The following is a 25612-nucleotide window of genomic DNA, read 5'->3' on the forward strand; positions in this document are numbered from 1 at the left end:
GTTGCAGCACGCAACCAAGGCAATCATGCTGGTGGGCGTGAACTGGCGGACAGCTTGCCGCCAGCTCGACCGAGTTAAACGCGCAGCTCCTTGTGACCGCCGGGCAGGCGCATCAGCAGGAACAGCGACAGCATGGTCAAGGCCAGCAGGATCGTCGACAACGCGGCGGCGGTGCCGAGCTGGCCGCGGATCACCTGGGCGTAGATGCCCAGCGACAGGGTTTGCGTCGAGGTGTTGTAGAGGAACAGCGTCGTGCTGAGCTCAGTGATGATGGTCACCCAGCTCAGCACCGCACCTGACATGATCCCGGGCGCGAGCGCGGGCACGATCACCCGGACCAGCGTGCGGAACTTGGAGGCGCCGAGGCTGATCGCCGCTTCCTCGATGCTGGGGCTGATCTGGTGCATGAGCGCGGTGGTGGAGCGCACGGCATAAGGCAGGCGCCGGATGGTCAGCGCGATCACCATGATGGCGAAAGTGCCGGTCAGCACCAGCGGGCCCTGACTGAAGGCGGTGACGAGAGCAATGCCGATGATGAGACCGGGCACCACATAGGGCACCATGGTCATGGTATCGAGCGTATTGCTGAGGGCGCCCTTGCGCCGCACGGTGAGATAGGCAACCAGCACGGCGATGACGACGAGGATCACCAGTGCGGTCAGGCCAATGCCGAAGGTATTGCCGATATAGCGGAAGATGTCGCGGCGGGCGTCGGTATAGCTGTCGAGGGTCCAGCCGGCCACGAACTGACCGTAGAGCGTCTTGCGAAACGAGCTGACCACGACAACTGCGAGCGGCGCCAAGGCGAGAACCAGGAAGCCATAGACATAGGCATGCACGGCAACGCCGCGCCAGCCTGGAAGCTTGCGGGCCTCGATGGAGCGCAGTGCGGTCATCGAGAACTGCCGGCGATCCACCAGCACTTTTTGCACGAGGAAGACCGTAAGCGTCACCAGGATGACGATGACGGCCACTGCGGCGGCAAAGCTCTTGTCGATGCTGACCTCGCCCACAAAGGAGCTGTAGATGAGCACGGGAATGGTGCGGAATCCCTGCCCGATCAGCATCGGGGTGCCGAAATCGGCAAAGGCGCGCACGAACACCAGGAGGCTGCCGGCCAGCACGGTGGGCAGCAGCAGCGGCGAGATCACCTGCATGGCGCGACGCCAGCCGGTGATGCCCATGCTTTCGGACGCCTCGAGCAGCGACACATCAATGGTGCGCCAGGCGCCCATCAGATAGGTGAAGATCAGCGGCACGAGCTGGAGCGTGAGCACCAGGACAATGCCGGGAAAGCCATAGATGCTGGGCGATTCGACGCCGAAAGTGCTTTCGAGCCAGCGGGTGATCATGCCGTTGTTGCCCAGCAGCAGGATCCAGGAATAAGCCCCGATGAAGGGCGGGGACATCATGGAGGCCAGGATCAGCATCTGCACGGTGCGATTGCCGCGGATGCGGAACATGGTCATGAAGTAAGCGAGCGGGAACGCCACGGCCAGCGCCAGGATGGTGACGCAGACGGTCACGAGCAGGCTGTTGACCAGGGTACCGTAATAAAGGCGCGAGGAGAAAAAGGTCGCAAAGCCGGCAAGCGAGAACTCGCCGCCAGCGCTGACGCTGTTGATCAGCACGATCACGAGCGGCCAGATCACCATGAGCAGGTAGCCGCCGGTGAGGGTCAGTGCGATGGCCGTCCAGCCGTCGAGACGATCGCCGGCGAGCTTCACTGCTGGGCTCCATTGCTGATGGAGGTGCCGGTTTGCGCATCAAAGAAGGTCAGCATGTCGCGGTCGAACTGCAGGAAAACCTGCTCGCCACGGGTCCACTGGGAGGAGCGGCGGGAGAATTCGAGAAACTCGACGGTTTCCCCGGTCTGCAGGCGCGCCTGCACCTGGGAATGGGAGCCAAGGAAGGTTTCCTCGACGATCTCGGCCGGCAGGCCGGTGGCCGCGGCACGGACGGCTTCGGGGCGCACCGAAACTTCGACGGTGCCGGTGGCGGCATCGTTTACGGCGGCAGTGATGTCGAGGGGTTCGCCATCACCGAGATCGATCAGAGCGCGTCCGTCAACGCGGCGCAGATCGCGGGTGAGGAGATTGGTCTTGCCGATGAATTCAGCAACGAACCGGTTGGCCGGATGGCGATAGATCTGAGCGGGCGTGCCGACCTGCTGCACGATGCCCTGGTGCATCACGGCAATGCGGTCGGACACCGCCATGGCTTCTTCCTGGTCGTGGGTTACATAGACGGTGGTGATCCCCGCTTCGCGCTGCGCCTGGCGGATGGTGTCGCGCATTTCGACGCGCAGCTTGGCGTCGAGATTGGAGAGGGGTTCGTCCATCAGCAGCACGGCGGGCTGGATCACGAGGGCACGGGCCAGGGCAACGCGCTGCTGCTGGCCGCCGGACATGGCGCCGGGCAGCCGGTCCTTGAGATGGGCCATATGTACGGAAGCGAGCGCGGCCTCGACGCGGCGGGCCATCTCGGCCTTTTCCACGTTGCGGGTCTGCAGACCAAAGGCGACGTTCTTGGCCGCCGTCATCTGTGGGAACAAGGCATAGTTCTGGAACACCATGCCGATATTGCGCGCGGCCGGCGGGCGATCATTGATCACCGCGCCGTCGAACGAAATGGTGCCGGATTCAATGGAGTTGAAGCCGGCGATCATGCGCAACAGCGTGGTCTTGCCGCAACCGGAGGGACCCAGCAGCGTGAAGAACTCGCCATCGGCAATGTCCAGGTCGAGATCGGGGATCGCGACCTGGTTGTTGTACTCCTTGCGGAGCGAGCGCAGCGCAATACTGGTCACCGCGCTGCCCCCTGGTTGATGCCATCAAGCATTAAAACTGTTCCTCGAGGATGGACTTGTACTTGGCGACGATTTCGTCGCGATGGGCCGCAACATAGGCGCCATCTTCCTGCACGGTCGGGATCTCGGAGAGAGCCGGCAGGCCGGGCTTCTCGACGCCTTCACGCAGGGGACGGCCGGCAGTCTGCTCGGCAATGATGGTCTGACCTTCTTCGGAGATCACGAAGTCAATGAAGGCCTGCGCAGCCGGCTCATTGGGGCCGCCCTTGATGACCTGGACGGTCGCGGGCAGGAAGGCCGCGCCTTCTTCGGGGTAGACGATCTCGACGGGAGCGCCGCTCTGGACGAAGTTGAACGAGAGCGGCTCATAGGTCAGGCCGACGATGTATTCGCCATTAGCCACGTCCTGGGCCACCTGGCTCGAGGAGCCGATGGTGATGCCATCGAGCTGGGTCACGAGCGAGCGGACGAAGTCCCAGCCCTTATCGGATTCATAATCGCCGCCGACGGCCTTGAGCATATTGGTAAGCTGGGCAAAGGCGGAAGACGAGGCCGTGGGATCGCCAAAGGCGATCTTGCCCTTGAGCTCGGGCGCGAGCAGATCGGCATAGCTGTCGATCTCGACGCCGGCCTTGCTGGCAGCTTCGGTGTTGACCAGCAGGTTGGAGCCATCGGCCTGATAGGGGGTGAAGAAGCCGGTGGTGTTCTTGCCCGCTTCGACCATCTCGGCATCGCCGGGCGAGACATACTCGGCCCAGAGTTCCTGATTGGCATTGGCCTGGGCGGCGCCGCCACCGAACATCACATCGCCCTGCGGATTGCCCGCTTCGCTGCCGATGCGCTGGTAAAGCTCACCGGTGCCGGCGGTGATCAGCTGCACTTCAACGCCGGTCTGGTCCTCGAAGACCGGGATGAGGCTGTCGAGCATGCCTTCTTCATTGGGCGTGTAGACAACCAGGGTCGAGCCCGAGATGTCTTCCTGGGCGAGCACAGGCAGCGCGGCAAGGCTGGATATGCCGAGAGCCAGGGCGAGAGCTGACACGCTGATCATGGAGTTGCGGTTCATAGAGCGATCCTTTGCTTGGATGCGGGGCAAGTAGATGAAGCTGGGGCGCAAAGGCCCCTGGCCGGTGAGATGGTCAAGCTGCACAGATGTCACAGCAGTGCCTGTTCATTGCGGCCCATGAAGCGGAACGCGATGTAGACGGCACAGCCGCTCAACAGCAGCAACACGGTCGAGAGGGCCGCGGCGGTGCCGAAATCACCGTCGAGGATCAGAAGGTAAATGCGCACCGGCATGGTCATGGTGCTGCCGACATAAAGGACGAGCGAGGACGACAGCTCGTTGATCGCAGTGACGAAGCTGAGCATGCCGCCGGCGATGATGCCGGGGACGATCAGCGGCACGGTGATGCGCAGAAATGCCTGGAAGGGGCTGTAGCCGAGCGATACCGCGGCTTCCTCCATGCTGGGGGAAATTTGTCGCAGCGAGGAAGCGGTGGTGCGGACCGTGTAGGGCAGCCGCCGGATGAAGATCGACAGGATGATGATCGCGGCCGTCCCGGTCAGAACAATGGGGCCAGTGTTGAAGGCGGCGATGAAGGCAATGCCGATGACAATGCCGGGCATCACATAGGGGACCATGAAGGCCCCATCGAGCAGCGCGGTGTTGAGATTGGTGCGCCGCGCCACCAGTACGCCGACCACGGTGCCGACCATGACGATCAGAACAACCGCTGCCACCGAGAAGGTGAGCGAGTTGCGCACGACATCGCCGAGGTTGAACAGGATGCGTTCATAGCTCTGGAGGGCAAAGCCCTGCTGGAACACCGGGCCGTTGGTTTTGCGGAAGGAATAGATCACCGAGATGATGACCGGCATCGCACCGCACAGGCCAATGGAGTAGACGGCAAAATGCGCCAGGACATTGCGCCAGCCCTTGAGCTGTATGCGGGTCGGCTTGTTGATCATGTTGCCATGATAAACATTGCGGCGCGACATGTAGCGCTGGAGCATGACGAAGACCATCGACACCAGAATCAGCACGACGCTGATCGTGGTGGCCATGGACATGTTGGAGCCCACTTCGGCCGAATAGAGGGTGAAGGCTTCGGTAGCGAGAACGTTGTAGCCACGGCCGAGAAGACGCGGCGTGCCGAAATCGGCGATGGCGTGGATGAGGGCGAGCAGCCCACCAGCCGTCAAGGCCGGGAACACCATCGGGAACGAGATCTGCATAGTGCGCTGCCAAGGGGTTAGCCCCAGGCCTTCGGCTGCTTCTTCAAGCGAGCGATTGACGTTGCTGAGCGCGCCCGAGACCATGAGATAAACGTAAGGGTAGAACTTGAGCGAGAAGACGATGAGGATGCCGCCCAGCCCGTAGATGGGCGGCATGGTGATCCCCACTTCGCGCAGCCAGCCGCGCACCACGCCCCCTGCCCCGAACAGCACGATCCAGGAATAAGCGCCGATAAAGGGCGGCGAGACGAGCGCGAGAATGGCCAGGAGCGAGACGAACTTGCCGCCGCGAATAACAAAGCGCGACACGCAAAAGGCCATGATGGAGCCGAGCAGCAGCGCGCCAAAAAGGCCGCCAAAGCCCACCACCAGCGTGTTGACGAAGGCCTGCCGGAATCGCGGTTCCCCAAGGAACTTGAGGTAATTGGCGATGGTCAGATTGCCGGACTGATCATAAAGGCTCGACACCAGGACCGAGCCCACGGGAATGAACAGCAGCACAAACAGCAGGACCCAGGTGAGAATCATCACCACGGACCAGAAATTGAGGCGCTGCAGCAGGGTCATTGCTGGATCCTCGTGCCATCGGCGCGGAACGCCATGAGGGCATCACGCGGCACCAGAACCGAGACCGTTTCGCCCGCCTGCCTGGTCGCCGCCATGCCGGGATCGGCCAGCTGAACGATGACAACGCCAGCCGGGGTTTCCACCTGCACATGAGCCTCGCGCCCGAGATAGGTGTATTTGGTCACGGTGCCGGGCAGCGTAGCGGTTTGGGCAGAGGCCGGCTCGGTGCCGTTCCCAAGGGCTAGACGTTCCGGGCGGATGGTCCAGTTGGCGACGCCTTCGTTGGACAGGCCTAGCTGGGCGACGAGCACATTGATCGCATCGCCCGGGGCGAAGATGTTGAGGGTGCCCACAAACTGGGCGACAAAACTGGTCTGCGGATCGCCATAGATCTGCTGGGGCGTGCCGATCTGCTCGATCTTGCCCGCGCTCATCACGCAGATGCGGTCCGAGATCGCGAGCGCCTCTTCCTGATCATGGGTCACATAGATGGTGGCGATATCGACCTGCTTCTGGATGTCGCGAATTTCCTCGCGCAGCTCGATGCGCAGCTTGGCGTCGAGATTGGACAGGGGCTCATCCATGAGCAGCAGGCGCGGATTAATGACCATGGCGCGCGCCAAGCCGATGCGCTGCTGCTGACCGCCCGACATGGCGGCGGGAAGGCGGTCGGCCATGGCGCCGAGGCGTACGGCTTCAAGCGCGGTGGTCACACGGGTCTTGATCTCGGCGGCCGGGACCTTGCGGGGCTTGAGGCCGAAAGCGACGTTGTCGAAGACGCTGAGATGAGGGAACACCGCATAGTCCTGGAAGACCATGCCGATATCGCGCTGATGCGGAGGCACGACGCGCAGATTGGCGCCGTCCAGGGTGATCTCGCCCGATGACAGGTCATTGAAGCCGGCGATTGCGCGCAACAGGGTAGTCTTGCCGCAGCCGCTCGGGCCCAGAAGAGTGAAGAACTCGCCGCGTTCAACCGCAATGGAAACGCCGGCCAATGCCGTGAAAGTGGATCCGAACTGCTTGGTAGCGTTGCGGACCTCAAGATAACTCATGCCTGCTCCTCCCGGACTGCGTTGTCACATATGACACCGGCCTAGTTTCGTATTGCAACATCTTTCGGCGTAGTTCAGGATCATCTCACCCGAAAAATGTCTAAAAACGAACCGGAGGATTCGAATGAGCATTCGCAAACGTACATTCCTGGCACTGTCGGCCGCGGCCCTGATCGCCTCGACCAGCATGACCTCGCTGGCGCTGGCCCAGGACGGCTCGGTGGTGATCTACACCGCCCACAAGTCATCGATCGTCGATACGCTGCTGCCGATCTTTGAGCAGGAAACCGGCCTCAAGGCCGAAGTGGTCAAGCTCGGTTCGGGCGATATCGCCAAGCGCGTGCAGGCCGAAGCGGGTGCACCGGCCGCCGACGTGATCTGGTCCATCTCGGGCAGCCAGCTGACCGAGCTCAGCGATCTGCTGGAGCCCTATACGCCCCCCGAGGCTGACCAGATCGATCCGCAGTTCGTCAAGGATCCCGCCTGGACCCCCTACACCGCCGTTGTTTATGTGCTGGCGGTCAACACCGACCTGCAGCCGCTCGAATCGGCACCCAAGACCTGGGCTGAGCTTGCCGATCCCAAGTGGTCCGGCCAGATCGCCACGGCCCGTGCCGATGGTTCGGGTTCGGCCATGCAGCAGTTGCAGACCGTCCTCACCGTCTTTGGTGACGAAGGCTGGGACAAGTATGCCGAGATCGCCAAGAACTTCGTGTTCGCCGATAGCTCGGGCGCCGTGCCGCGCTTTGTTGCCGATGGCGAAACCGCAATGGGCCTGACCCTCGAAGACAATGCGCTGGAATATGTGCAGGGCGGCGCACCGATCTCGATCGTGCACCTGACCGATGGCACGGCAGCGACCCCCGATGGCGTGGCGCTGGTCAAGAACAGCCCCAATCCAGAAGGCGGCAAGGCGTTTATCGACTGGGCCATGTCCAAGTCGACCCAGGAAAAGCTCGCCATGGATATCGGCCGCCGCTCGGTGCGCCTCGACGTTGAAGGCCCGGCCGGCACGCCGAACCTGGCCGATCTGACCCTCGTCAATGTCAAGCCGCTCAGCGACTTCGGCGGCGCCGAGGACGTACTGGCCAAGTGGCGGACGGCCATCGGCGAATAAGCCGGCCCACCACATCGAAAAACACGACTAGAGCAGGATTACATGCGGCAGCTTGAAGCTTTTACGTTGGGCAAGAAATTTGGCCAGCCGGAGACCAATGAAGACAGCCTCGTAATCATGCCGAACCTTGGTTACGCCGTCATCGACGGCGTAACCGATCGCAATGGCACCCGCTTTGGCGGCATGCTGTCGGGGCAGTTTGCCTCGCGCACCGTCAAACGGGCCATCGAAATCTTTCTGCTGGCGCAAGGCCAGCCCGACCAGCCCGCCCTGCAATTCCAGGGCGGCGAGCATTTCGTCGATTATCTCGGCGAGGCGATCCGTGCCGGCTATGCCCAGCACGGGGCGCTCGAGGCCGTGGAAGCGGACTGGAAGCTGCGGGGCGGCTGCACAGTGATGGCAGCGCTGCTCCTGGGCGACCGGCTGGAAGTTGTGGCGGTTGGCGATAGCGGTATTCGCATCAACGGCCACGATACGCTGCAGGTGCTCAAGCCCCTCGACGATGTGACGGCAATCCTCCGGCGCGAGACCTGGCGCTATTTCGAACAGCGGGGCGCTTCGCTCGAGGAGTGCGACAAGCATGCCGCGGCCATGACCTGGCAGGGCACGCGCAACCAGCAGGCGGGCACTGTCACCGCCGCGCCCGAAATCGTGGAGGCAATTGAGCAGAGCGCCCTCAGCGCCTGCCGGCAGCACCTGCCCAGCGTGCCCGAGGCTGAAATCCTGGTGCTGATCCAGCACGGGATTTCCCACGGTCAGGGCCAATTCTCCAATGTCACCGAGCCGGTGCTGGGTTATGGCGGACTGGATGGCTTTGCCGTGCCCAAGCGCTTCATCGAGACGCGCAGCTATCCGCTGGCCGAGGTCGAGACCATCGAGCTGTTCTCGGACGGCTATTTCAAGATGGGCGCCGAGTTCGGCGTGGCATCCTGGGAAGCCGCCTTCGAGGAAGTGGAGGCAGAGGATCTGCACAAGATCGGCCCCTATATGAGCACCAAGGGCACTACGGCCCTGCAGCTGACCGATGACCGCAGCTATCTGGGTGTGCGGCTGAAATGAGCGGCGAGAACGCGCCCCGGCTGCATCCGCAAGCCGACGCCGAGGCTGGCGCGGGGGGCAATATCCGGGCGAGCGAGCGGCGGCAGGCAATCCTGGAAGCGGTGCGGGCCAATGGCGCGGCTTCCGTCGCTGAACTGGCGGCGCGGTTCGACGTGACCTACCAGACCATTCGCCGCGATTTGCGCACGCTCGAAACCGAGGGGCTGCTGCAAAAGGGTTTTGGCGGTGCGTTCGCCTCACCGGGGGTGGCGCATCATACACATGACGAGCGTCATGCGGTGGGCGTGGCGGTCAAGCGCCGGCTGGTGCTGGCGCTCGAGGAGTTCCTGACGCCCGGGGCGACCATTTTCGTGGGGCTGGGGACGACGTTCGATTCCCTCCATGAAGTGCTGGCGCGCCATCCTGGCGTGCTGATCGCGACGCCGAACCTTGAAGTGGCGCATTCCTGCGCGCTCAAGACCGATGCCACCGTCTATGTTTATGGCGGCTATGTCCGCAACAAGGACTCCTCGGTGCTCACGATGGCCGATGAAAGCCGGCACCGGTTCAAGTTCGACCTCGCGGTGATCGGCGCCAGCGCCATCGATCGCGATGGGGTCGTGCAGGAGTTCGACCCGATGGAGGTCGAGCTGATCCGCGCCATCCTGCCCCATTCGCGGCAAGTGATCCTGATGGCCCATGACGAAAAGTTCGGCCGCCGCGCGCCGCATGTGGTGACCCAACTGGCCGATGTGGACGTGCTGATCACGAATGGCGATCCCAAGGAGCGCTTTGATGATCCGGCAGTGCTTGCCGGCTTGCGGGTTATCGCGCTTGATTGAGCATTGCCATTGCCCGCGGGCGTAACCGCTCCCATCCCTGCCCTTTTCGCCGGAGTTTGCAGTGAAGATTTCCATTTGCCCCGATAAGCCTGCGCTGGGTGCGGCTGCCGCCGAACATGGTGCCCGCGTGATCCGCGAGGCGATAGCGCAGCATGGCGACGCGCATGTGGTGCTGGCGACAGGCGCCAGCCAGTTCGAGATGCTGGAACAGCTGCTGCAGGCCGAAATCGACTGGTCGGCAGTCAGCTTTTATCATCTGGATGAATATGTCGGCCTGCCAGTGACGCATGGGGCGAGCTTCCGGCGTTATCTGCGCGAGCGATTCCTGGATCGCCTGCCGGGCTACAAGTCGTTCCTCGCCATCAACGCCGACGCCACTGATCTTGATGCTGAACTGGCGCGCCTCAACGGGGCCCTGGCCGGCCAGCGGATCGATGTATGCTTTGCCGGGATCGGGGAGAATTGCCACCTCGCGTTCAATGACCCACCGGCCGATTTCGACTATGACCAGCCCTATCTCGTGGTGGAGCTCGATCGGGAGTGCCGGCAACAGCAGTTCGGCGAAGGCTGGTTCGAGACCTTGGAGGCCGTGCCCACCCGTGCCATCTCCATGAGCATCAAGCGCATCATGGCGTGCGAAGCACTGATCCTTGCAGTGCCTGATGAGCGCAAGGCCAAGGCGGTGCAGGCCGCGGTGGAGGGGCCGGTCTCGAACCTGTTCCCCGCCTCGATTGTTCAGCAGCATCCCGATGCCAGCCTTTATCTGGACCCGGCAGCGGCGTCCCTGCTGCGCCCCGTGCAGGGCTGATGGCGATCACCACGCTCGGGCTGTTTGACCTGCAGGTGAACGGCTATGCCGGGGTCGACTTCAACGATCCCGCGATTACGCCGGACGCCCTCGATCATGCCCTGGCGGCGATGCGCAAGGCCGGGGTTACCGGGTGTTTGCCGACCATCATCACGGCGCATCGCGATCAACTGGCCGAGCGGCTCGCGGCGCTTGACGCGGCGACCCGCAGCAGTCGGCTCGGCCCCAGCATGGTTCCTGGCTATCACCTCGAAGGGCCGTTCCTGCGTGCAGAGGCGGGCTACCAGGGGTGTCATCCCGCCGACGCGATGCGCGACCCAGATGCTCCGATGGTTCAGGGCTTATCCGCTGGGCTGGGGCGGCCGATCCTGATGGTAACGCTGGCACCGGAGCGCCAAGGGAGCGCGGAAGCAATCCGCGCACTCAAGAACGCCGGGATGGCGGTCAGTATCGGGCACAGTGCGGCCGATTACGCACAGATCGAGATGGCGGTAGCGGCAGGCGCCAGCTGCTCAACCCATCTGGGCAATGGCTTGCCCCAGCACTTGCCCAAGCTCAACAATACGCTGCTGGCACAGCTGGGAGCCGAGGGGCTCTGGGCGTGCTTCATCGCGGATGGGCATCATATTGCACCGGACGCGCTGCGCGCTTTGGTTCGCCTGAAGGGCGTCGACAAATCCATCCTGGTGAGCGACGCCGTGCTGGCCGCGGCGGCGGAGCCTGCTCAATACGAATTTGCGGGCATGAGCATAGAGCGCGATGTTGATGGGATGGTGCGGGTTCCCGGGCACGACAATCTCGCCGGTTCGGCTTTGGAGATGGATCAGGCGGTTCGCAATGTGGTTCGCTGGAACATCGCTTCGTTCGATACCGCGATCATCATGGCCGCCAATAATCCAAGACGCGCCATCGCTGCAGCGGCCAGCCATCATGGTATTGCCCTGCCCGCGGACGAGATCGACTGGGACGGAGAAATGCGGGTGCTTGGAAGGTCTTAGAACCATTGTCGGCGTCGCCGGACCAAGGCCGGCTCATGCCGTAAGCTGCGACTGCGCCGCGCTGGCGTCCTCCAAGCATTCCTGCCACAACAGCTGATGCTGCGGTTCCGATGGCGAGAGTCGGACGGGCACTTCGGCAATCCAAAACGGCGCCTCTGAGAGCTGGCCGCGGCGGATTGAAGGAGTTCGCTATCAGGGATGACTTGGATGACCACGAACCATGAAGCCGCCGCGGAGACGGGGCAACCCGGCGGCCTGCTGCGCTCCAATCTTGCGCTGGGCACCATTTCCTTTGTGGTCGGGATCGGGATCTGGTGGCTGTATTCGGCGAGCGGCTCGACACCCTTGCCGGGCCCAGTTCAGGTGTTGCAGCGCTTTGGCACCGCCATCAGCAGCGGACAGTTATTCAATGACGTCAGAGCTTCCATTGTCCGGGTGCTGACAGGCTTCCTCCTGGGCATCACCATCGCTATCCCGGTCGGCTTCCTGATGGGATGGTATCGGGTGGCGCGTGGGCTGATCGACCCGTGGATCCAGTTCTTCCGGGTGATCCCGCCACTGGCGATCATTCCGCTGGCCATTGTCACGCTTGGCATCGACGAGCCGCCCAAGATCTTTGTGATCTTCCTTGCCTCGTTTCTTGCATCCGTGGTCGCGACCTATCAGGGCGTGGTCAATGTCGACAAAACCTTCATCAATGCCGCCCGGGTGCTCGGCGCCAATGACTGGGTGATCTTCACCAAGGTGGTGGTCCCGGCCTCGACGCCGTTCATCCTCGTGGGCTTTCGCATTGGTCTTGGCGCTGCCTGGGCGACGCTGGTGGCCGCCGAACTGATCGCGGCGCAATCGGGCCTGGGGTTCCGCATGCAGCAAGGGCAGCTTTATTACGACCTGCCGGTCATTTTTGTGTCGCTGATCACGATAGGAATACTGGGCCTGATCATGGATCGGATCGTGCTGTTTCTCGAGCGTCGGCTGACCTCCTGGCAGGAAAGGGTTGAGCATTGAGCGCCGAGGTCAAGATCGATTTCAGCGATGTCGGACGGGTGTTCGGCGTACCTGATGGGCGCTTCGTGGCGCTGGAGAACTTCAACCTCCAGGTGTTTGACGGCGAATTCGTCACCGTTGTGGGGCCGTCCGGTTGCGGCAAGTCGACGGCGATGAATATCGCGGCCGGCTTGCTCAAGCCCAGCAGCGGCCAGTGCCTTGTGGATGGCAAGGCGGTGGAAGGGCCCGGACCCGAGCGCGGCGTCATCTTCCAGCAATATGCGCTGTTTCCCTGGCTAACGGTGCGGCAGAACGTGGAATTCGGGCTCAAGCTCAAGGGCGTGGAGCGGGCCGAGCGCCGGCGGATTTCGGACCATTATATTGGACTGGTGGGCCTTTCGGATTTTGCCGATGCGCTGCCCAAGCAGCTTTCTGGCGGAATGAAGCAGCGCTGCGCCATTGCGCGGGCCTATGCGGTGGATCCGCAGGTGCTGCTGATGGACGAGCCTTTCGGTGCGCTCGACGCCCTGACGCGCGTGCGGATGCAGAACCAGCTGCTCGACACCTGGATGCGCGAGCGGCGCACCGTGATGTTCATCACCCATGATGTGGACGAGGCGGTTTATCTCGCCAATCGGGTGGTGGTCATGGCTTCGCGCCCCGGGCGGCTGCAGGAGATCATCGAGGTCGACCTGCCCTATCCGCGGAACGACGAGATCCGGCTGTCACCGCAATTTGCAGCAATCCGCAACCAAGTTTGGCACGCCGTCTACACACGATCAGGTCAAAGCAACAACCAGGAGGAATAAGCCTTGAACAAACGCAGCTTCATCAAGATCATCGCGGGCATGGCGTTGGCGAGCGCCGCATTGAGCCCTGCTTTGGCCCAGGACCTGACCAAGGTGCGCGTGGGCTATATCGCCGACTATTTCGGCTCGAGCATGGTCGCCATCGCCAATGACCAAGACCTCTGGGCCAAGCACGGGCTCGACCCGCAGCTGAGCGTGTTCACCAATGGGCCGATCCAGGTGCAGGCGCTGGGCGCGGGTTCGCTGGATTTTGCCTATATCGGGCCAGGTGCCCTGTGGCTGCCGGCTTCTGGCAAGGCCAAGGTGATCGCCATCAATGCGCTGGGCTATACCGACCGGGTGATCGGGCAGCCGGGGATCGAGAGCATCGAGGACCTGCGCGGCAAGCGCGTCGCGGTGCCGGAAGGCACTTCGGGCGACATGCTGCTGCGCCTCGCGCTCGACAAGGCCGGCATGAGCATCGAGGACGTCCAGGTGGTCAGCATGGACCCCAGCACGATCGTCACGGCCTTTTCCTCGGGCCAGGTGGATGGCGCGGGCATCTGGTATCCGTTCGTCGACGTGATCCGGCAGCGGGTGAAGGACCTCAAGGAGCTCTCTTCCAACGAGGATTTCTTCCCCGAAGTGGCGTTCCCCAGCTCCTTTATCGTCAGCAACGAGAAGGCCAGCGACGAAGACACCGTGCGCAAAATGAATGCGGTGATCAAGGAAGCGCTGGATTATCGCCGCGGCAATCTCGACCAGTCGGTGCAGATCACCGCAGCGTTCCTGGGCGTGCCGGTGGAGCCGCTGGCGGCCGAAGCGCCGCAGGCCCGCCTGCCCTCGAGCGCCGAACTCGAAGAACTCAGCGCCGATGGCACGGTCAATGGCTGGCTCGATACGCTGGCCAATCTTTATGTGGACTTCGGCAAGATCACCGATCCGCTGCCCGCCAGCGAGTTCTACCTGTCGAACCTTTATTCGAACTGATCTATCGCCCTATGCTGCGGCTGCCCGCTGGGTGGCCGCAGCTGCCGGCACGCTCAAGACCGCGGAACAATCAATGACCAGCAAGCGCCCCAATATCGTGTTCATCATGTCCGATGACCATGCGGCCAATGCCATTTCCTGCTACGGCTCGGGGCTCAACTCGACGCCCAATCTGGACCGGATCGCCGAAGAGGGCATGCGGCTCGATCATTGCTATGTCACCAATTCCATCTGCACGCCCAGCCGTGCCTCGATCCTGACCGGCACCTATAATCATGTGAATGGGGTGACGACGCTCGCCACCCATCTCGACAACCAGCTGCCCAATGTGGCCAAGCATCTACGCCATTCCGGCTACCAGACCGCCATGTTCGGCAAATGGCACCTGGGCGAAGGCCCCGAACACCAGCCCACGGGCTTTGATGAATGGTCGGTGCTGCCCGGCCAGGGCGACTATTTCGACCCGGTGATGATCGGGCCCGATGGCCCGACGGTTGAAGCGGGTTACGCCACCGACATCGTCACCGACAAATGCATCGACTTCCTCGAGCGGCGCGATCGCGAGCGGCCATTCTTCATGATGTGCCACCACAAGGCGCCACACCGGCCCTTTGCGCCCCATCCGCGCTATCGCGGGCTTTACACCGAGGATCTGCCGGTTCCGCCAACCTATGACGATGACTACAGCAATCGCGCTGAGGCCGCCAAGCTTGCCAAGATGCGGATCCGCGAGGACATGACCTATGACGATCTGGGGCTGGTGCAACCCGAAGGCGGCGACGAGATCGGCGAAGCCCAGCGCGCCGAGAACGGCTTTGTCGGTCGCAAGATTCCCGACCCCGAGGATGTGAGCGGTCTCAGGCTGATCGACAAGGACACCGGCGAGACCTTCACCTTCACCAGCCGGCGCGAGCTGCACCTCTTCAAATACCAGCGCTATATCAAGCGCTATCTGCGCACAGTTGCGGCGGTGGACGACAATGTGGGGCGGCTGCTCGACTATCTTGATGCCAATGGGCTGACCGAGGACACGATCGTCATCTACACCTCCGACCAGGGCTTCTTCCTGGGCGAGCATGGCTGGTTCGACAAGCGTTTCATGTATGAAGAATCGCTGCAGATGCCGTTCGTGATCCGCTACCCGGCGGCGATCAAGCCAGGTTCAGTGTCCAAGCAGATCGCCACCAATGTGAATTTTGCCCCGACCTTCCTTGATTACGCCGGCGCGCCGCTGCCGAGCTATATGCAGGGGGTGAGCATGCGACCGCTGCTCGAGGACAGTGCGGCGGGCGACTGGCAGGATGTCGCCTATCACCGCTACTGGATGCACAAGGACTATTACCACAACGCCTTTGCCCATTACGGGGTGCGCGACCACCGCTACAAGCTGATCTATTGGTACAATGACGATCTAGGTCAGCTCGGCGCCTTCCCCGGCGACGAACCGCCCGAGTGGGAGCTGTTCGACTGCGAGAGCGATCCGCACGAGCTGCAGAACCGTGCCGGCGATCCGGCTTATGCCGAGGTGTTCGCGCGGATGCTGAGCAAGCTCGACGCCAAGATGGCCGAGATCGGCGACATTCCCGAGCACAACAGCGCCGAGGTGCTTGCCGGCTTGAGCGTGAGCTGAGCCATGTCCTGTTGCGCCCCTTCTTCGGGCAGGTTAGCGGCGAAAGTGATGGCCACCCCGGGTGCGGCCCCTGCCCCAGTGGCGCCGACGCGGTCGGCGGATGCCGTGTTGATCAAGGGTGGGCGCAGCTTTGTGGGGACGAACGATCCGGTGATTGCCGCTGACGGGGAAGGACCGGAGCGGCCGGTCAAGCTCAACGATTTCCTGCTGGAAACAACCACAGTGACGGTGGAGAGCTTTGCCGAGTTTGTAGCGGGCACGGGCTATGTGACAGAGGCCGAGCAGTTCGGCTGGTCATCGGTGTTCGTGGGCGGCGGCAAGGGTTTAGGGGAAGTTGTTGGCAGCGGCCTGAGTTGGTGGCACCGGGTGGATGGTGCGTATTGGCGCGAGCCAGAAGGGCCCGGCAGTTCAGTGGATGAGCGGCGGGATCATCCGGTCACGCAGGTGTCGGTGCGGGATGCGGAAGCCTTTGCACAATGGGCGGGTGGCCGGCTGCCGAGCGAGGCCGAATGGGAGCATGCAGCTCGGGGTGGCGCGCCGCGGCAGCGCTTCCCCTGGGGGGACGAGGAGCCGAGCGATGAGGCGATTTTCTGTAATATCTGGCAGGGCAGCTTTCCCCGGCTGAATACGGCTCGCGATGGGTTTGAAGCCACGGCGCCAGCGCGCAGCTTCGCTCCATCCGAGCTCGGGCTTTACAACATGGTCGGCAATGTCTGGGAGTGGACGGCAGAACCATTCCGCATTCGTTCGGTGTCGCTCAAGGCGCGCGAGCGTAATGAGGCGGCGCGGCTGCATGGGGAGCGGCTGCTCAAGGGCGGCTCATTTTTGTGCCACAAGAGCTACTGCTATCGCTACCGGATCGCCGCGCGCATGGCCCTGTCACCTGACAGTGCCGCCAGCAATGTCGGCTTTCGCCTTGCCTTTGATGCCCGGCGGGCGTGAGGAGCGGCGAGCCCATGTCAGAGCCAGAGGCCCAGCAAGCCGAGATCGACAAAGCTCCTGACGGCGCGCCGGACCAAGCTGTGCCCGAAAACGCCGGCGCGCAGGGGCAACCGGGCTGGAGCGCCTCGCAGTTCGGCAAGGGCCTGCGCTGGTTGCAGCATCGGCTAACCGCAGAGGGGATGTCGGCGTGGATGGGCAGCCTGATCCGGCGGCGCGAAACCGGGCTCGTGGTGCTGGCCGTCGTGATCGGCGCGCTGGCCGGGCTCGTCGTGCTGGTGCTGCGCGAGCTGGCCTATGGCATGCAAAGCATTCTCTTTCAGCTATCACCCGGCGAACGCTTGAGCGCCCTGCCTGCGCTGGCCTTTGACCTGGCCTTTGTACCGGCAATCGGCGGCTTGCTGCTGGGGCTGCTCGGCCTGCTGCTGCGCCGGCGCAAGTCGCGTTATGTCGACTTGGTAGAGGCCAATGCGCTGCATGGGGGCAAGCTCTCCATGACGGATAGTCTCATCATCACCGCACAAACGCTGATCTCCAACGGGTTTGGCGCCTCGGTGGGGCTGGAGGCGGCCTATACGCAGATGGGCGGGGCAACCGCATCCAAGCTGGGCGACTTCTTTCACCTGCGGCGCGGTGACTTGCGCAAGCTGGTGGGGTGCGGCGCCGGTGCGGCCATCGCCGCAGCTTTCGGGGCGCCGCTGACCGGCGCATTTTACGCGTTCGAGCTGATCATCGGCACTTATTCCATCTCGACCCTGGCGCCGGTAATCGCCGCCTGCATTTCGGCGGTGCTGGTAACCTCCGTTTTCGGGCAAGGCCATACGGTGGTGTCGATCAGCCAAGCGCTGTCGTTTGGGGTTCCGCAAGTGCTGCTGATCGTCGTGAGCGGGGTCGCGGCGGGCGGCTTGGGCATTCTGCTCATGCGGCTTGTGGGCGTGGTGGAGCGCAGTTTCAGCAAGTCGCATGTGCCCAGCTGGTGCCGACCGGCGGTCGGCGGATTGATCGTGGGTGGGCTGGCGATGATCTCGCCTTCGGTGCTGTCGGCCGGCCATGGCGCGCTCGAGCGGGCATTTGCCTCGCCGCCCTTGCCCATCGGGGTGGCGGTGAGCCTGCTCGTGCTCAAGGTCCTCGCTTCGGCCGTGTCCCTGGGGTCGGGATTTCGCGGCGGGCTGTTCTTTGCCTCGCTGTTCCTCGGCGCCTTGTTGGGCCAGGTGTATTTCTGGCTGGCGCAGGCGATCAGCCCGGGGCTGTTTCCCGATCCGAGCATTCCCATGCTGGTGGGGATGGCGGGGCTCGCCGCAGCCGTGGTCGGGGGGCCCCTGACCATGGCGTTTCTTGCGCTCGAGATTTCGGGCAGCTTGCCGCTGACCATTGCGGTGCTGGTGGCGGCGGTCACCTCCTCCATGCTGGTGCGCGAAACGTTTGGCTATTCCTTCACCACCTGGCGCTTCCATCTGCGCGGCGAAACCATCCGCAGCGCCCATGACGTGGGCTGGATGCGCAATCTGACCGTGGGCAAGATGATGCGGCGGGATGTCAAGATGGTGCCGCAAACCATGACGCTCAAAGAGTTTCGCCGCGCTTATCCACTTGGCTCGGCCAACCGGGTGATCGCCACACGCGATGATGGCCGCTATGTCGGCCTTATCGATGTGGCGGACGCCTATGCCCCAGACGGGCTCGACGAAGCGGGCACCGTCAGCCAAATCCTGCGCCAGACCGATGTGATGCTGCATCCTGCCTTGCAGGCGCTGGATGCGGGGGCGCTGTTCGAGAAGCACAATGCCGAAGCCATCGTGGTCGTCAGCGACCTCGGCGATCCCAAGGTGATCGGCATTCTAACCGAAGCGCACCTGCTGCGCCGCTACAGCAATGAACTCGAAAAAGCCCGGGCAGACCTGGCCCAATAACGGCTCCGATATCCCATGCAATATTCCTTGACAGGCATATTCCTATGGTGGAATATGTTTGCATGTCGATTTTCACAGCTATAGCCGATCCCGTTCGGCGCGAAATTCTGGGCCTGCTGCTGGCGGGCGAGCAGCCCGCCGGTATGCTGGTGGATCGGCTGGACCTGCCGCAGCCAAACGTGTCCAAGCATTTGCGGGCCCTGCATGAGGCGGGGCTGGTGCGCTTTCGCGTGGACGGGCCACGGCGGCTCTACAGCCTGGAACCAGAGCCCTTGGCGGAACTCGATCACTGGCTGCAGCCCTATCGCGCGTTCTGGGCAAACAAGCTCGATGCGCTCGATGATCACCTCAAAAGGAGTGATTGAAATGGCGTTCAACGATGAACTGGGCGTCTTTACCCGCCAGGCCGACCATATCGATGTGCGCTTCGAGCGGCATTACGACCGACCGGTTGAAACGGTGTGGAGCGCCATCACAGAGCCAGAACGGCTGGCAGACTGGATGGGCGCGGCCTATGTGGAACCCCATGTTGGCGGGCGCTTCGAGCTGATGGTGGGTGGCCCCCACCCAATGACCGGCATTGTACGCGCCTGGGACCCGCCCCACCTACTCGAATTCAGTTGGTCCAACACGCACGCCCCCGACTCCGTTGTGCGCTATGAACTCAGCCGCGAGGGGAACGGCACGAAGCTGATCTTCACCCATCGCGGCATGCCCTATGTCAACAGCGCCCTGATGCTGCCCGGCTGGCACGATTTTCTTGATCACCTGGAATCCCTACTGAGCGGCGCCACAGAGGGCGTCGATCCGAACGGCTGGCAACGGCGGCAGGAGCTCTACATCCAGCACTATGATTTGCAGGGCGTGAGGCTGCAGCCCTAAGCCAGCCCGCGCGAGGATACTACACGGCCGCTCCTTTTCCATCGACGCGCGGCGGCGCGGCCGACGCAGCACGTCCATGCCTTCAACCAAGGAGACCAGCGATGACTGACCAAAACTTCGAAACCAGCTTTATCGTGCCGCAACCACCTGCTGCCGTCTTTGACGCCATCACCAATGTTCGGGGCTGGTGGTCCGAGGACGTGCGGGGCGCGACCGATATTGTGGGCTCGACCTTCAACTATGCGTATCGCGACGTGCACCGGGCGCAGATCCGCGTCACCGAGTTGATCCCGGATCGCCGGGTTGCCTGGCATGTGGTCCAGAACCACTTCAATTTCACCGAGGACAAGACCGAGTGGACCGGCACCGACATCGTCTTTGATATCCAGCCTGTGAAGGGTGGCACGCAGTTGCGCTTCACCCATATCGGGCTTGTGCCGGAATATGAGTGCTTCGATGTCTGCTCGGACGGCTGGGGCACCTATATCGGCGGGAGCCTTAAGGCCTTGATCACCACCGGGACGGGCAGGCCTAATAAGGGCGAGCCGATGAATGCCAGCGAAACGGTGCTTTCGGCGTGAGATGGTTGGGGCCGGTCAACACCGGTCGGCCCCTTGCCTGGCACTCAACTGGCTGCGGGCTGCAGGTCTCGCATGATGGCAGGGATTTGCGCCGGGATTTCGCGGGCGAGGTAACCCAGCAGGCCATGGACCTGCCTGAGGCGCTCGCCGGCTTCCCCATGCATGAAAACGCCCCATTGCGCCGCGAGCAGCGGAGAGGCGCCGCGCGCCAGCAGGCCGGCGATGATGCCCGCGAGCGTATCGCCCGAGCCGGACGTGGCAAGACCGACATTGCCCTGCCGGGCTTCCCAGATCTCGCCCTGTGGGCTCGCGATCCGGGTGTGGCTGCCCTTCATCACCACAACCGCACCCGTTGCCGCAGCGGCACGGCGGGCAGCGGCTGCGGGATCGGCGGCAACTTCCCGAATGTGAATGTCGAGGAAGGTGGCCATTTCGCCGGCATGGGGCGTGATAACAATGCGTCCGGCGTGTTCCTTCATGTGTTCGAGTCGGGTCCGCAACCCGGTCAAAGCCGCGGCATCCAGAACAAAACTTCGGCCCTGGAGCGAGGACAGCAGGCTTGCAGCGAGTTCGCCGGCCACTTCATCGTCCAGCATGCCAGGGCCGAGCAGAACTGTATCGTCGTCGTGGATGGCGGCAGCTATGGCTGCGGCATTGGCGGCCTCGATCTCGCCGGTGGTGGTCTCCGACAAGCCCAGCACCCGCGCTTCGGGAATGGCGAGCCCCAGCGCCAACGCGCTGCTGCGCACGGTCGCAATCGCGAGCTTGCCGGCGCCGGCACGCAAGGCAGCCTCGCCGGAAAGCAGCACGGCGCCCGGAACTTCGCGGTGACCGCCGACGGCCATGACCCGACCGCGGGCGTCCTTGTCGACCTCGCCTTGCGGGAGAGGCAGCGGGTTCTCGAGCAGGAACTCACGCGTAATGGAGTGCTCGCTCATGGATTGGCACTGGCGACGGGCGGCTCGGCGGTGACGGTGGTGCCATCCTCTTGCAGGGGCGCGAGGAAATTGTAGCGCTTGAGCACGAGTTCACCGCCTTTGCGCGGCCCTTCGGCAAAGTGGTATTCAGTGATCGAGCAATTGGCGACGTCGCCTTCCCGATCGATGGCGAGGATCTCTTCCTCGCTCAGCCGCTCCAGCAAGTAGCGCAAGCAGAGCACAACGACCTGGTGGCTGACGATCAGCACGTCCTGGCCGCCGTGATGCAGGCCAATGGTGTCCATCAGACTGCGCAGGCGCAGCACCACATCGCACCAGCTCTCGCCCGCTGGCGGCCGGTGGTAGAACTTGCCCAAGAGGGTGCGGAAGCGCGCCTGATCGGGAAACCGCTCCTGAATGCCCGCCGTGGTCAGGCGGTCGAGAATGCCGAATTCCTTTTCGCGCAACCTCTCGTCCGCGATGAACTCGGCATCGGTGAAGGCGCCATGCTCACAGATGAGCTCGGCCGTGCGGTTGGCGCGGGCATAGGGGGAGGTCAGCACCACTTCGGGCAGGCCCTCGTGGCGGTTGCGGGCGAACCAGCGGCCGAGCGCAATGGCCTGCTCTTCCCCCAGCGGGCTGAGTGGAACGTCGATATCGCGGTGATCGATGTTGATCTCGGACAGGCCGGCATCCATTGCCGCCTGGCGGGCGACATTGCCAGTGCTTTCGCCGTGGCGCACGATCCACAGGCGCCGGGGCCATCTCTGCTGCATGTTGTTGTCCTCAAGCTCTGCTGCACAACTGCTCAGAGGAAACAAAGTTCGACGGGGAAAACGAGTTTGATGGGGGCAAGCGGGCTTGCGAGTACTGCCGCCGGCTCGATCTTGCCATCAAGAGAACGGCTGAGGAACGAGAACTGTGCTAGGAGTGGCATAGGGGATGCAACTGATCGCGCGACTTGCCGCTCGATCATGGATAAAGCTGTTCGCCTAGGGGCGTGCTTGAATAAGGACAGGCGGTTGGACCGAATAGACGGTGCGAATTATCAGCTCAGCAACAAGCGCCTCTACCAGGTGGTGGCTCAGCGTATCGCCCAGATGATCGAAGCGCATTCAGGCGATCCATCCTGGCGCCTGCCCTCCGAGCGCGAGTTGGCGGAAGAGCTTCAGGTGAGCCGGCCATCGATCCGGGAGGCGGTTATTGCCCTCGAGATGCGCGGCGTGGTCGAGGTCCGGGGCCGCGCCGGCATCGTTATCCTGCCGCGAAAAACCAATGATGTGAACTTCGACATCATCAATACCGATATCGGTCCGGGACCGTTCGAGTTGCTGCAAGCAAGACTTGCCGTCGAGTCAGGCGCTGCGGCCATCGCTGCACAGCGCGCCAACAGCTATGACATCATGCGGCTCGAAGACAGTATTGCTCGCATGCAGGATGAGGGCAGTTCGGCGGTCCACAACGAGAAGAACGACCGCGAATTCCACATGATCATCGCCCATATGACCGGAAACGCAATCGTCGTCTCCATCACCGAGGCCTTGTGGGCACAACGTGATGCCTCGCGCATGTGGAAGAAGATCCACGAGCACATGCATGGCAACGCCGTCCGCCCGACCTGGATCGGCGACCACCACGCGATTGTTGCAGCCTTGAAGCTGCGCAATGCCGATGCGGCCTACAAAGCCATGGCGCGGCACATCAACAACGTGTCGGAGGAATTGCTGCAGGCCGACGAACGCCGGCGGCTTACCGGACCTGAGGATTAAGAGGGAGACGCGGCCATGCTGAAGGGTTTTGAGCATGTGGGCATCACCGTGAAGAACATCGACAGAAGCCTGGCCTTTTACGTGGACCTGCTCGGGCTGGAGCTGCGCGTGCGTCGTCGGGTGTTCAATGGCGACGAACTGGCATTCCTGGACGCCAAGGGGCCGATGCTGGAGATGGTTTGCCCCGCCACGGGCGCGCTGACAGCCGAAGACGTAGCCATCGGGCGGGCGGGCGTGCGGCATCTCACCTTCAATTTCGACAGCGTGGATGAGATCTACAATATTCTGCTGGATGCCGGCGTTGACATCGTCGAGCCGCCCCGCGATGCGCATAACCGCGACATTGCGCGGCGGGTGGCATTTTGCCGGGATCCGGACGGCATCATGATCGAGCTCATCGAACGCTGAAGCGGGCCGCCAGGACAAGCCGCCCTGCCCGGCTCGAGGGGGCGCGCTTCCAGCAGCTTGAAGGACCAGGGCCATTATCAGCGCCGCTCGCGTGGAAGCTGATCCCCCCTGATGCCGGGATCAGCCGCACCGGCTGGGTGCGATCCATCTTGTCCTTTCCGAGCGTGGGAGGAAATGCCCTACGCTCTAGCCTCCTCCATTTCACTGCGTCAGGCGGCGGCCTCCGTTTCCGGCAGCCAGGAGCGATAAAGGGGATTGCCTGGACCGATCGGCATTGGCGTCGGCAGGCCCGTGCGCTGGGACTGATAGGCCGCGGTGACCAGTTCAAGCGAGTTCCTGGCGTCCTGCAAGGTCACGGGCGGCTCGCCACCACTGATGATCGCTTGATGGAACAGCTCGAACTGTCGAGTGTAGCCATCCTCCTTCACCTCATAGCCGGCCAGGGCGTCGTCCACCCGTTGCTGGTGCTCGGGCGTTCCGGCGGTGAATTGCCAGGGATCGCGGCCCATCGTGTAGGGCTCGAGTATGCTTTCGGCGACAAGATCGTGGAAGCAGAAGCGCAACCGGGAGATCTCCTTGCGCGAGCCCAAGGTCATCGAAAGCGTGGCAAGCGACCCATTCTGCATTTTTACCGCCAGCGCCATGGTGTCCTCGACCTCGATCTTGTTCACCAGGGTCGCGCCATAGGCGAAGAGTTCGGCGCAGGGCCCGTGCACATAGTTCAGCATGTCGTGGGCGTGAATGGCGTGCCCGAGCAGGCCCCCACCCAACTCCGTCGCCCATTTGCCGCGCCATGGCACTTCGTAATAGGCCGGACCGCGCCACCAGTGCGTTTCGATTGTGGTCATGAACGGCCTGCCCGTGAGCCCGGCCGCCATCAGCAGCTTGAGCTTTTGCAGGCCGGTCCCATAGCGATACTGAAAGATCGGCATCAGCTTGCGTCCGGAGTGCGCGACGATTTCCGCCATGGCATCCACTTCGGCGATGGAGCCGAACAGCGGCTTTTCGCAGATGACGTGCTTGCCCGCTTCGATGGCGCGGCGCGACAGCTCGAAATGGTTGTGCGGCGGTGTGCACACATCCACCACATCGATGTCACCCCGGGAGAACAGGGTGTCGACGTCCTGGGTGTATTCAGGGATGTTGAAGGTTTCGCAGAGGCGCCGGCCGCGATCTTCATCGAGCGAGCAAAGCACCGCTACATCAAACAAGTCCTTGTTCCACTGATAGGCCATGAGATGGCGCTCGGCGATTCCTGCCCCGATAACTGCCACTCGCAACTTTTGGCTCATGCCGACTTCCTCCCGCCCATATGGGTTGCCTGCTGCTGCGCTTCGAGCGAGAGCCGACAGACTTCGAATACGTGATGCTGGGTCATTGCCGTTTGCGTGCGCTCGCGCACGTCGGCTACAAAGCTCGTGAAATAGTCGAGCGGCTCGCTGCTGCAATCGACGTGACGCACGCCAGATCCGTCGACCAAGAAGAGGTGGTCCTTGCCGTCGCGTCCGCCGATATCGATGTATTTGCGCAGTTCGATATAGCCGTCCGTGCCAAGGATGGTGAGGCGACCGTCGCCCCAGGTCGGCAGGCCCTCGGGGGTGAACCAATCGACGCGGATATAGCCGGAACCCTGCTCACTGCGCAGCAAGACCTCTCCGAAATCCTGGAAATCCGGGCTTTGCGGCGTGCCGAAATTCCCGACCGAACTGGCGACGACCTCACCCGAATTGGAGCCGGTATAAAAGAGAAATTGGTCGATCTGGTGGGATGCGGTGTCGACGATAATGCCGCCAAAGGCATCCAGATCGAAGAACCAGGAGGGGCGGCTGGCGGCAGAAAGGCGATGGGGTCCCATGCCGATTGTCTGCACCACCCTGCCGATCGCGCCCTCTGCAACCAGCTTGCCGGCCTTGACCGCCGAGGGAACGCAGAGGCGCTCCGAAAAGCAGACCGAGAACATCCGGCCCGTCTCCATCACCGTGCGCTTGACCTGGTCCAGTTGAGCGAAGGTGGTCACGCCCGGCTTGTCGACGATCACGTCCTTGCCGGCTTTCATGGCGCTGATGGCAAGACCTGCACGGTCGCGCGGAACCGCAGCGATGCAGACGACATCAATGCTGTTATCGGCAAGAAGCTGGTCCCGACTGACTTCAGGCACGCCAGGATGTTGTTTGCGCACGGTGTCCACGAGAGCGGGAACCGAACTTTCTGGACAATAGCCAACGAACTCTGCGCCGGCATCGAGCAGGCCATCGATGTGGTTGAAGATGTGACCATGATCGATGCCTATCGCGGCAAATCTCAGCATTGACTAACTTTCTCCCGGCGCAATGGCTTCT

25 protein-coding genes are annotated in these 25612 nt (G+C 62.9%); 16 read left to right on the forward strand and 9 right to left on the reverse strand.

Annotation, left to right across the window (positions count from 1 at the left end; genetic code table 11):
* Window positions 1-74: 74 nt before the first annotated feature.
* The 5 genes from AC3YOG_RS08285 to AC3YOG_RS08305 all read right to left on the reverse strand — a co-directional run bounded on the left by AC3YOG_RS08285 (window position 75) and on the right by AC3YOG_RS08305 (window position 6669).
* Window positions 75-1727 carry an ABC transporter permease gene (locus tag AC3YOG_RS08285; RefSeq protein WP_489890019.1) on the reverse strand — a complete coding sequence of 551 codons (1653 nt, stop codon included), beginning with the start codon at window positions 1725-1727 and terminating at the stop codon, window positions 75-77.
* Entirely contained in the window at window positions 1724-2809 is a 1086-nt protein-coding gene (locus AC3YOG_RS08290) for an ABC transporter ATP-binding protein (protein WP_489934723.1), read from the reverse strand. The genes AC3YOG_RS08285 and AC3YOG_RS08290 overlap by 4 nt, the downstream gene beginning before the upstream one ends.
* 31 nt (window positions 2810-2840) lie before the next feature.
* A complete protein-coding gene (locus AC3YOG_RS08295) occupies window positions 2841-3875 on the reverse strand; it encodes an extracellular solute-binding protein (RefSeq protein ID WP_489934724.1) in 1035 nt (344 codons plus the stop codon).
* An 89-nt stretch (window positions 3876-3964) separates the two neighbouring features.
* Window positions 3965-5614: an ABC transporter permease gene (locus AC3YOG_RS08300; protein WP_489890022.1), complete on the reverse strand. Its 1650-nt coding sequence runs from the start codon at window positions 5612-5614 to the stop codon at window positions 3965-3967.
* On the reverse strand, window positions 5611-6669 hold the full coding sequence (locus tag AC3YOG_RS08305) for an ABC transporter ATP-binding protein (protein WP_489934725.1): 1059 nt from the start codon (window positions 6667-6669) through the stop codon (window positions 5611-5613). Before AC3YOG_RS08305 ends, AC3YOG_RS08300 begins: the two co-directional genes overlap by 4 nt.
* 124 nt (window positions 6670-6793) lie before the next feature.
* On the opposite strand from AC3YOG_RS08305, the gene AC3YOG_RS08310 reads away from it, so the two are divergent.
* From AC3YOG_RS08310 to AC3YOG_RS08375, 14 genes are all read left to right on the forward strand, one after another.
* A complete protein-coding gene (locus AC3YOG_RS08310) occupies window positions 6794-7786 on the forward strand; it encodes an extracellular solute-binding protein (RefSeq protein ID WP_489934726.1) in 993 nt (330 codons plus the stop codon).
* Window positions 7787-7828: 42 nt separating this feature from the next.
* A complete protein-coding gene (locus AC3YOG_RS08315) occupies window positions 7829-8845 on the forward strand; it encodes a hypothetical protein (RefSeq protein WP_489934727.1) in 1017 nt (338 codons plus the stop codon).
* The gene (locus tag AC3YOG_RS08320) at window positions 8842-9666 is read left to right on the forward strand and encodes a DeoR/GlpR family DNA-binding transcription regulator (RefSeq protein WP_172123134.1); all 825 of its coding nucleotides are present in this window, start codon (window positions 8842-8844) and stop codon (window positions 9664-9666) included. The genes AC3YOG_RS08315 and AC3YOG_RS08320 overlap by 4 nt, the downstream gene beginning before the upstream one ends.
* A gap of 61 nt (window positions 9667-9727) precedes the next feature.
* Complete coding sequence (locus tag AC3YOG_RS08325; RefSeq protein WP_489934728.1) at window positions 9728-10474, forward strand: glucosamine-6-phosphate deaminase; 747 nt, start codon at window positions 9728-9730, stop codon at window positions 10472-10474.
* Entirely contained in the window at window positions 10474-11472 is a 999-nt protein-coding gene (locus AC3YOG_RS08330) for an N-acetylglucosamine-6-phosphate deacetylase (protein ID WP_489934729.1), read from the forward strand. The genes AC3YOG_RS08325 and AC3YOG_RS08330 overlap by 1 nt, the downstream gene beginning before the upstream one ends.
* A gap of 207 nt (window positions 11473-11679) precedes the next feature.
* Complete coding sequence (locus AC3YOG_RS08335) at window positions 11680-12480, forward strand: ABC transporter permease (protein ID WP_489934730.1); 801 nt, start codon at window positions 11680-11682, stop codon at window positions 12478-12480.
* Window positions 12477-13268: an ABC transporter ATP-binding protein gene (locus AC3YOG_RS08340; RefSeq protein WP_210258534.1), complete on the forward strand. Its 792-nt coding sequence runs from the start codon at window positions 12477-12479 to the stop codon at window positions 13266-13268. Before AC3YOG_RS08335 ends, AC3YOG_RS08340 begins: the two co-directional genes overlap by 4 nt.
* Window positions 13269-13271: 3 nt before the next feature.
* Complete coding sequence (locus AC3YOG_RS08345; protein WP_489934731.1) at window positions 13272-14237, forward strand: aliphatic sulfonate ABC transporter substrate-binding protein; 966 nt, start codon at window positions 13272-13274, stop codon at window positions 14235-14237.
* 73 nt (window positions 14238-14310) lie between these two features.
* Window positions 14311-15867, forward strand: a complete 1557-nt coding sequence (locus tag AC3YOG_RS08350; RefSeq protein ID WP_489934732.1) for a sulfatase family protein — start codon at window positions 14311-14313, stop codon at window positions 15865-15867.
* Window positions 15868-15915: 48 nt separating this feature from the next.
* Entirely contained in the window at window positions 15916-16809 is an 894-nt protein-coding gene (locus tag AC3YOG_RS08355; RefSeq protein ID WP_489934733.1) for a formylglycine-generating enzyme family protein, read from the forward strand.
* Between the two features lie 14 nt (window positions 16810-16823).
* Window positions 16824-18716 (forward strand): chloride channel protein, encoded by a 1893-nt coding sequence (locus tag AC3YOG_RS08360; RefSeq protein WP_489934734.1) that lies wholly within the window; start codon window positions 16824-16826, stop codon window positions 18714-18716.
* 62 nt (window positions 18717-18778) lie between these two features.
* Window positions 18779-19081, forward strand: coding sequence for an ArsR/SmtB family transcription factor (locus tag AC3YOG_RS08365; protein ID WP_489890034.1), 303 nt, complete (start codon window positions 18779-18781; stop codon window positions 19079-19081).
* Between the two features lies 1 nt (window position 19082).
* A complete protein-coding gene (locus AC3YOG_RS08370) occupies window positions 19083-19598 on the forward strand; it encodes an SRPBCC family protein (RefSeq protein WP_489934735.1) in 516 nt (171 codons plus the stop codon).
* A gap of 101 nt (window positions 19599-19699) precedes the next feature.
* Complete coding sequence (locus tag AC3YOG_RS08375; RefSeq protein WP_489934736.1) at window positions 19700-20179, forward strand: SRPBCC family protein; 480 nt, start codon at window positions 19700-19702, stop codon at window positions 20177-20179.
* Window positions 20180-20223: 44 nt separating this feature from the next.
* Here AC3YOG_RS08375 and AC3YOG_RS08380 read toward each other — a convergent pair whose 3' ends face one another.
* Together AC3YOG_RS08380 and AC3YOG_RS08385 are read right to left on the reverse strand one after the other, a co-directional pair.
* Window positions 20224-21117, reverse strand: coding sequence for an NAD(P)H-hydrate dehydratase (locus AC3YOG_RS08380; RefSeq protein WP_489934737.1), 894 nt, complete (start codon window positions 21115-21117; stop codon window positions 20224-20226).
* Window positions 21114-21872, reverse strand: a complete 759-nt coding sequence (locus tag AC3YOG_RS08385; RefSeq protein ID WP_489934738.1) for a histidine phosphatase family protein — start codon at window positions 21870-21872, stop codon at window positions 21114-21116. Before AC3YOG_RS08385 ends, AC3YOG_RS08380 begins: the two co-directional genes overlap by 4 nt.
* A gap of 246 nt (window positions 21873-22118) precedes the next feature.
* Between AC3YOG_RS08385 and AC3YOG_RS08390 the strand changes: the two genes are divergently transcribed.
* Complete coding sequence (locus AC3YOG_RS08390) at window positions 22119-22865, forward strand: FadR/GntR family transcriptional regulator (RefSeq protein ID WP_489934739.1); 747 nt, start codon at window positions 22119-22121, stop codon at window positions 22863-22865.
* A gap of 15 nt (window positions 22866-22880) precedes the next feature.
* On the forward strand, window positions 22881-23273 hold the full coding sequence (locus AC3YOG_RS08395) for a VOC family protein (protein ID WP_127752859.1): 393 nt from the start codon (window positions 22881-22883) through the stop codon (window positions 23271-23273).
* A 209-nt stretch (window positions 23274-23482) separates the two neighbouring features.
* Here the strand turns inward: AC3YOG_RS08395 and AC3YOG_RS08400 are convergent, their stop codons facing one another.
* Together AC3YOG_RS08400 and AC3YOG_RS08405 are read right to left on the reverse strand one after the other, a co-directional pair.
* Window positions 23483-24565 carry a Gfo/Idh/MocA family protein gene (locus AC3YOG_RS08400; RefSeq protein ID WP_489934740.1) on the reverse strand — a complete coding sequence of 361 codons (1083 nt, stop codon included), beginning with the start codon at window positions 24563-24565 and terminating at the stop codon, window positions 23483-23485.
* Window positions 24562-25581, reverse strand: a complete 1020-nt coding sequence (locus AC3YOG_RS08405; protein WP_489934741.1) for a Gfo/Idh/MocA family protein — start codon at window positions 25579-25581, stop codon at window positions 24562-24564. The genes AC3YOG_RS08400 and AC3YOG_RS08405 overlap by 4 nt, the downstream gene beginning before the upstream one ends.
* Between the last annotated feature and the right edge of the window lie 31 nt (window positions 25582-25612).

It is taken from the genome of Devosia sp. Z6_126, assembly GCF_058133495.1.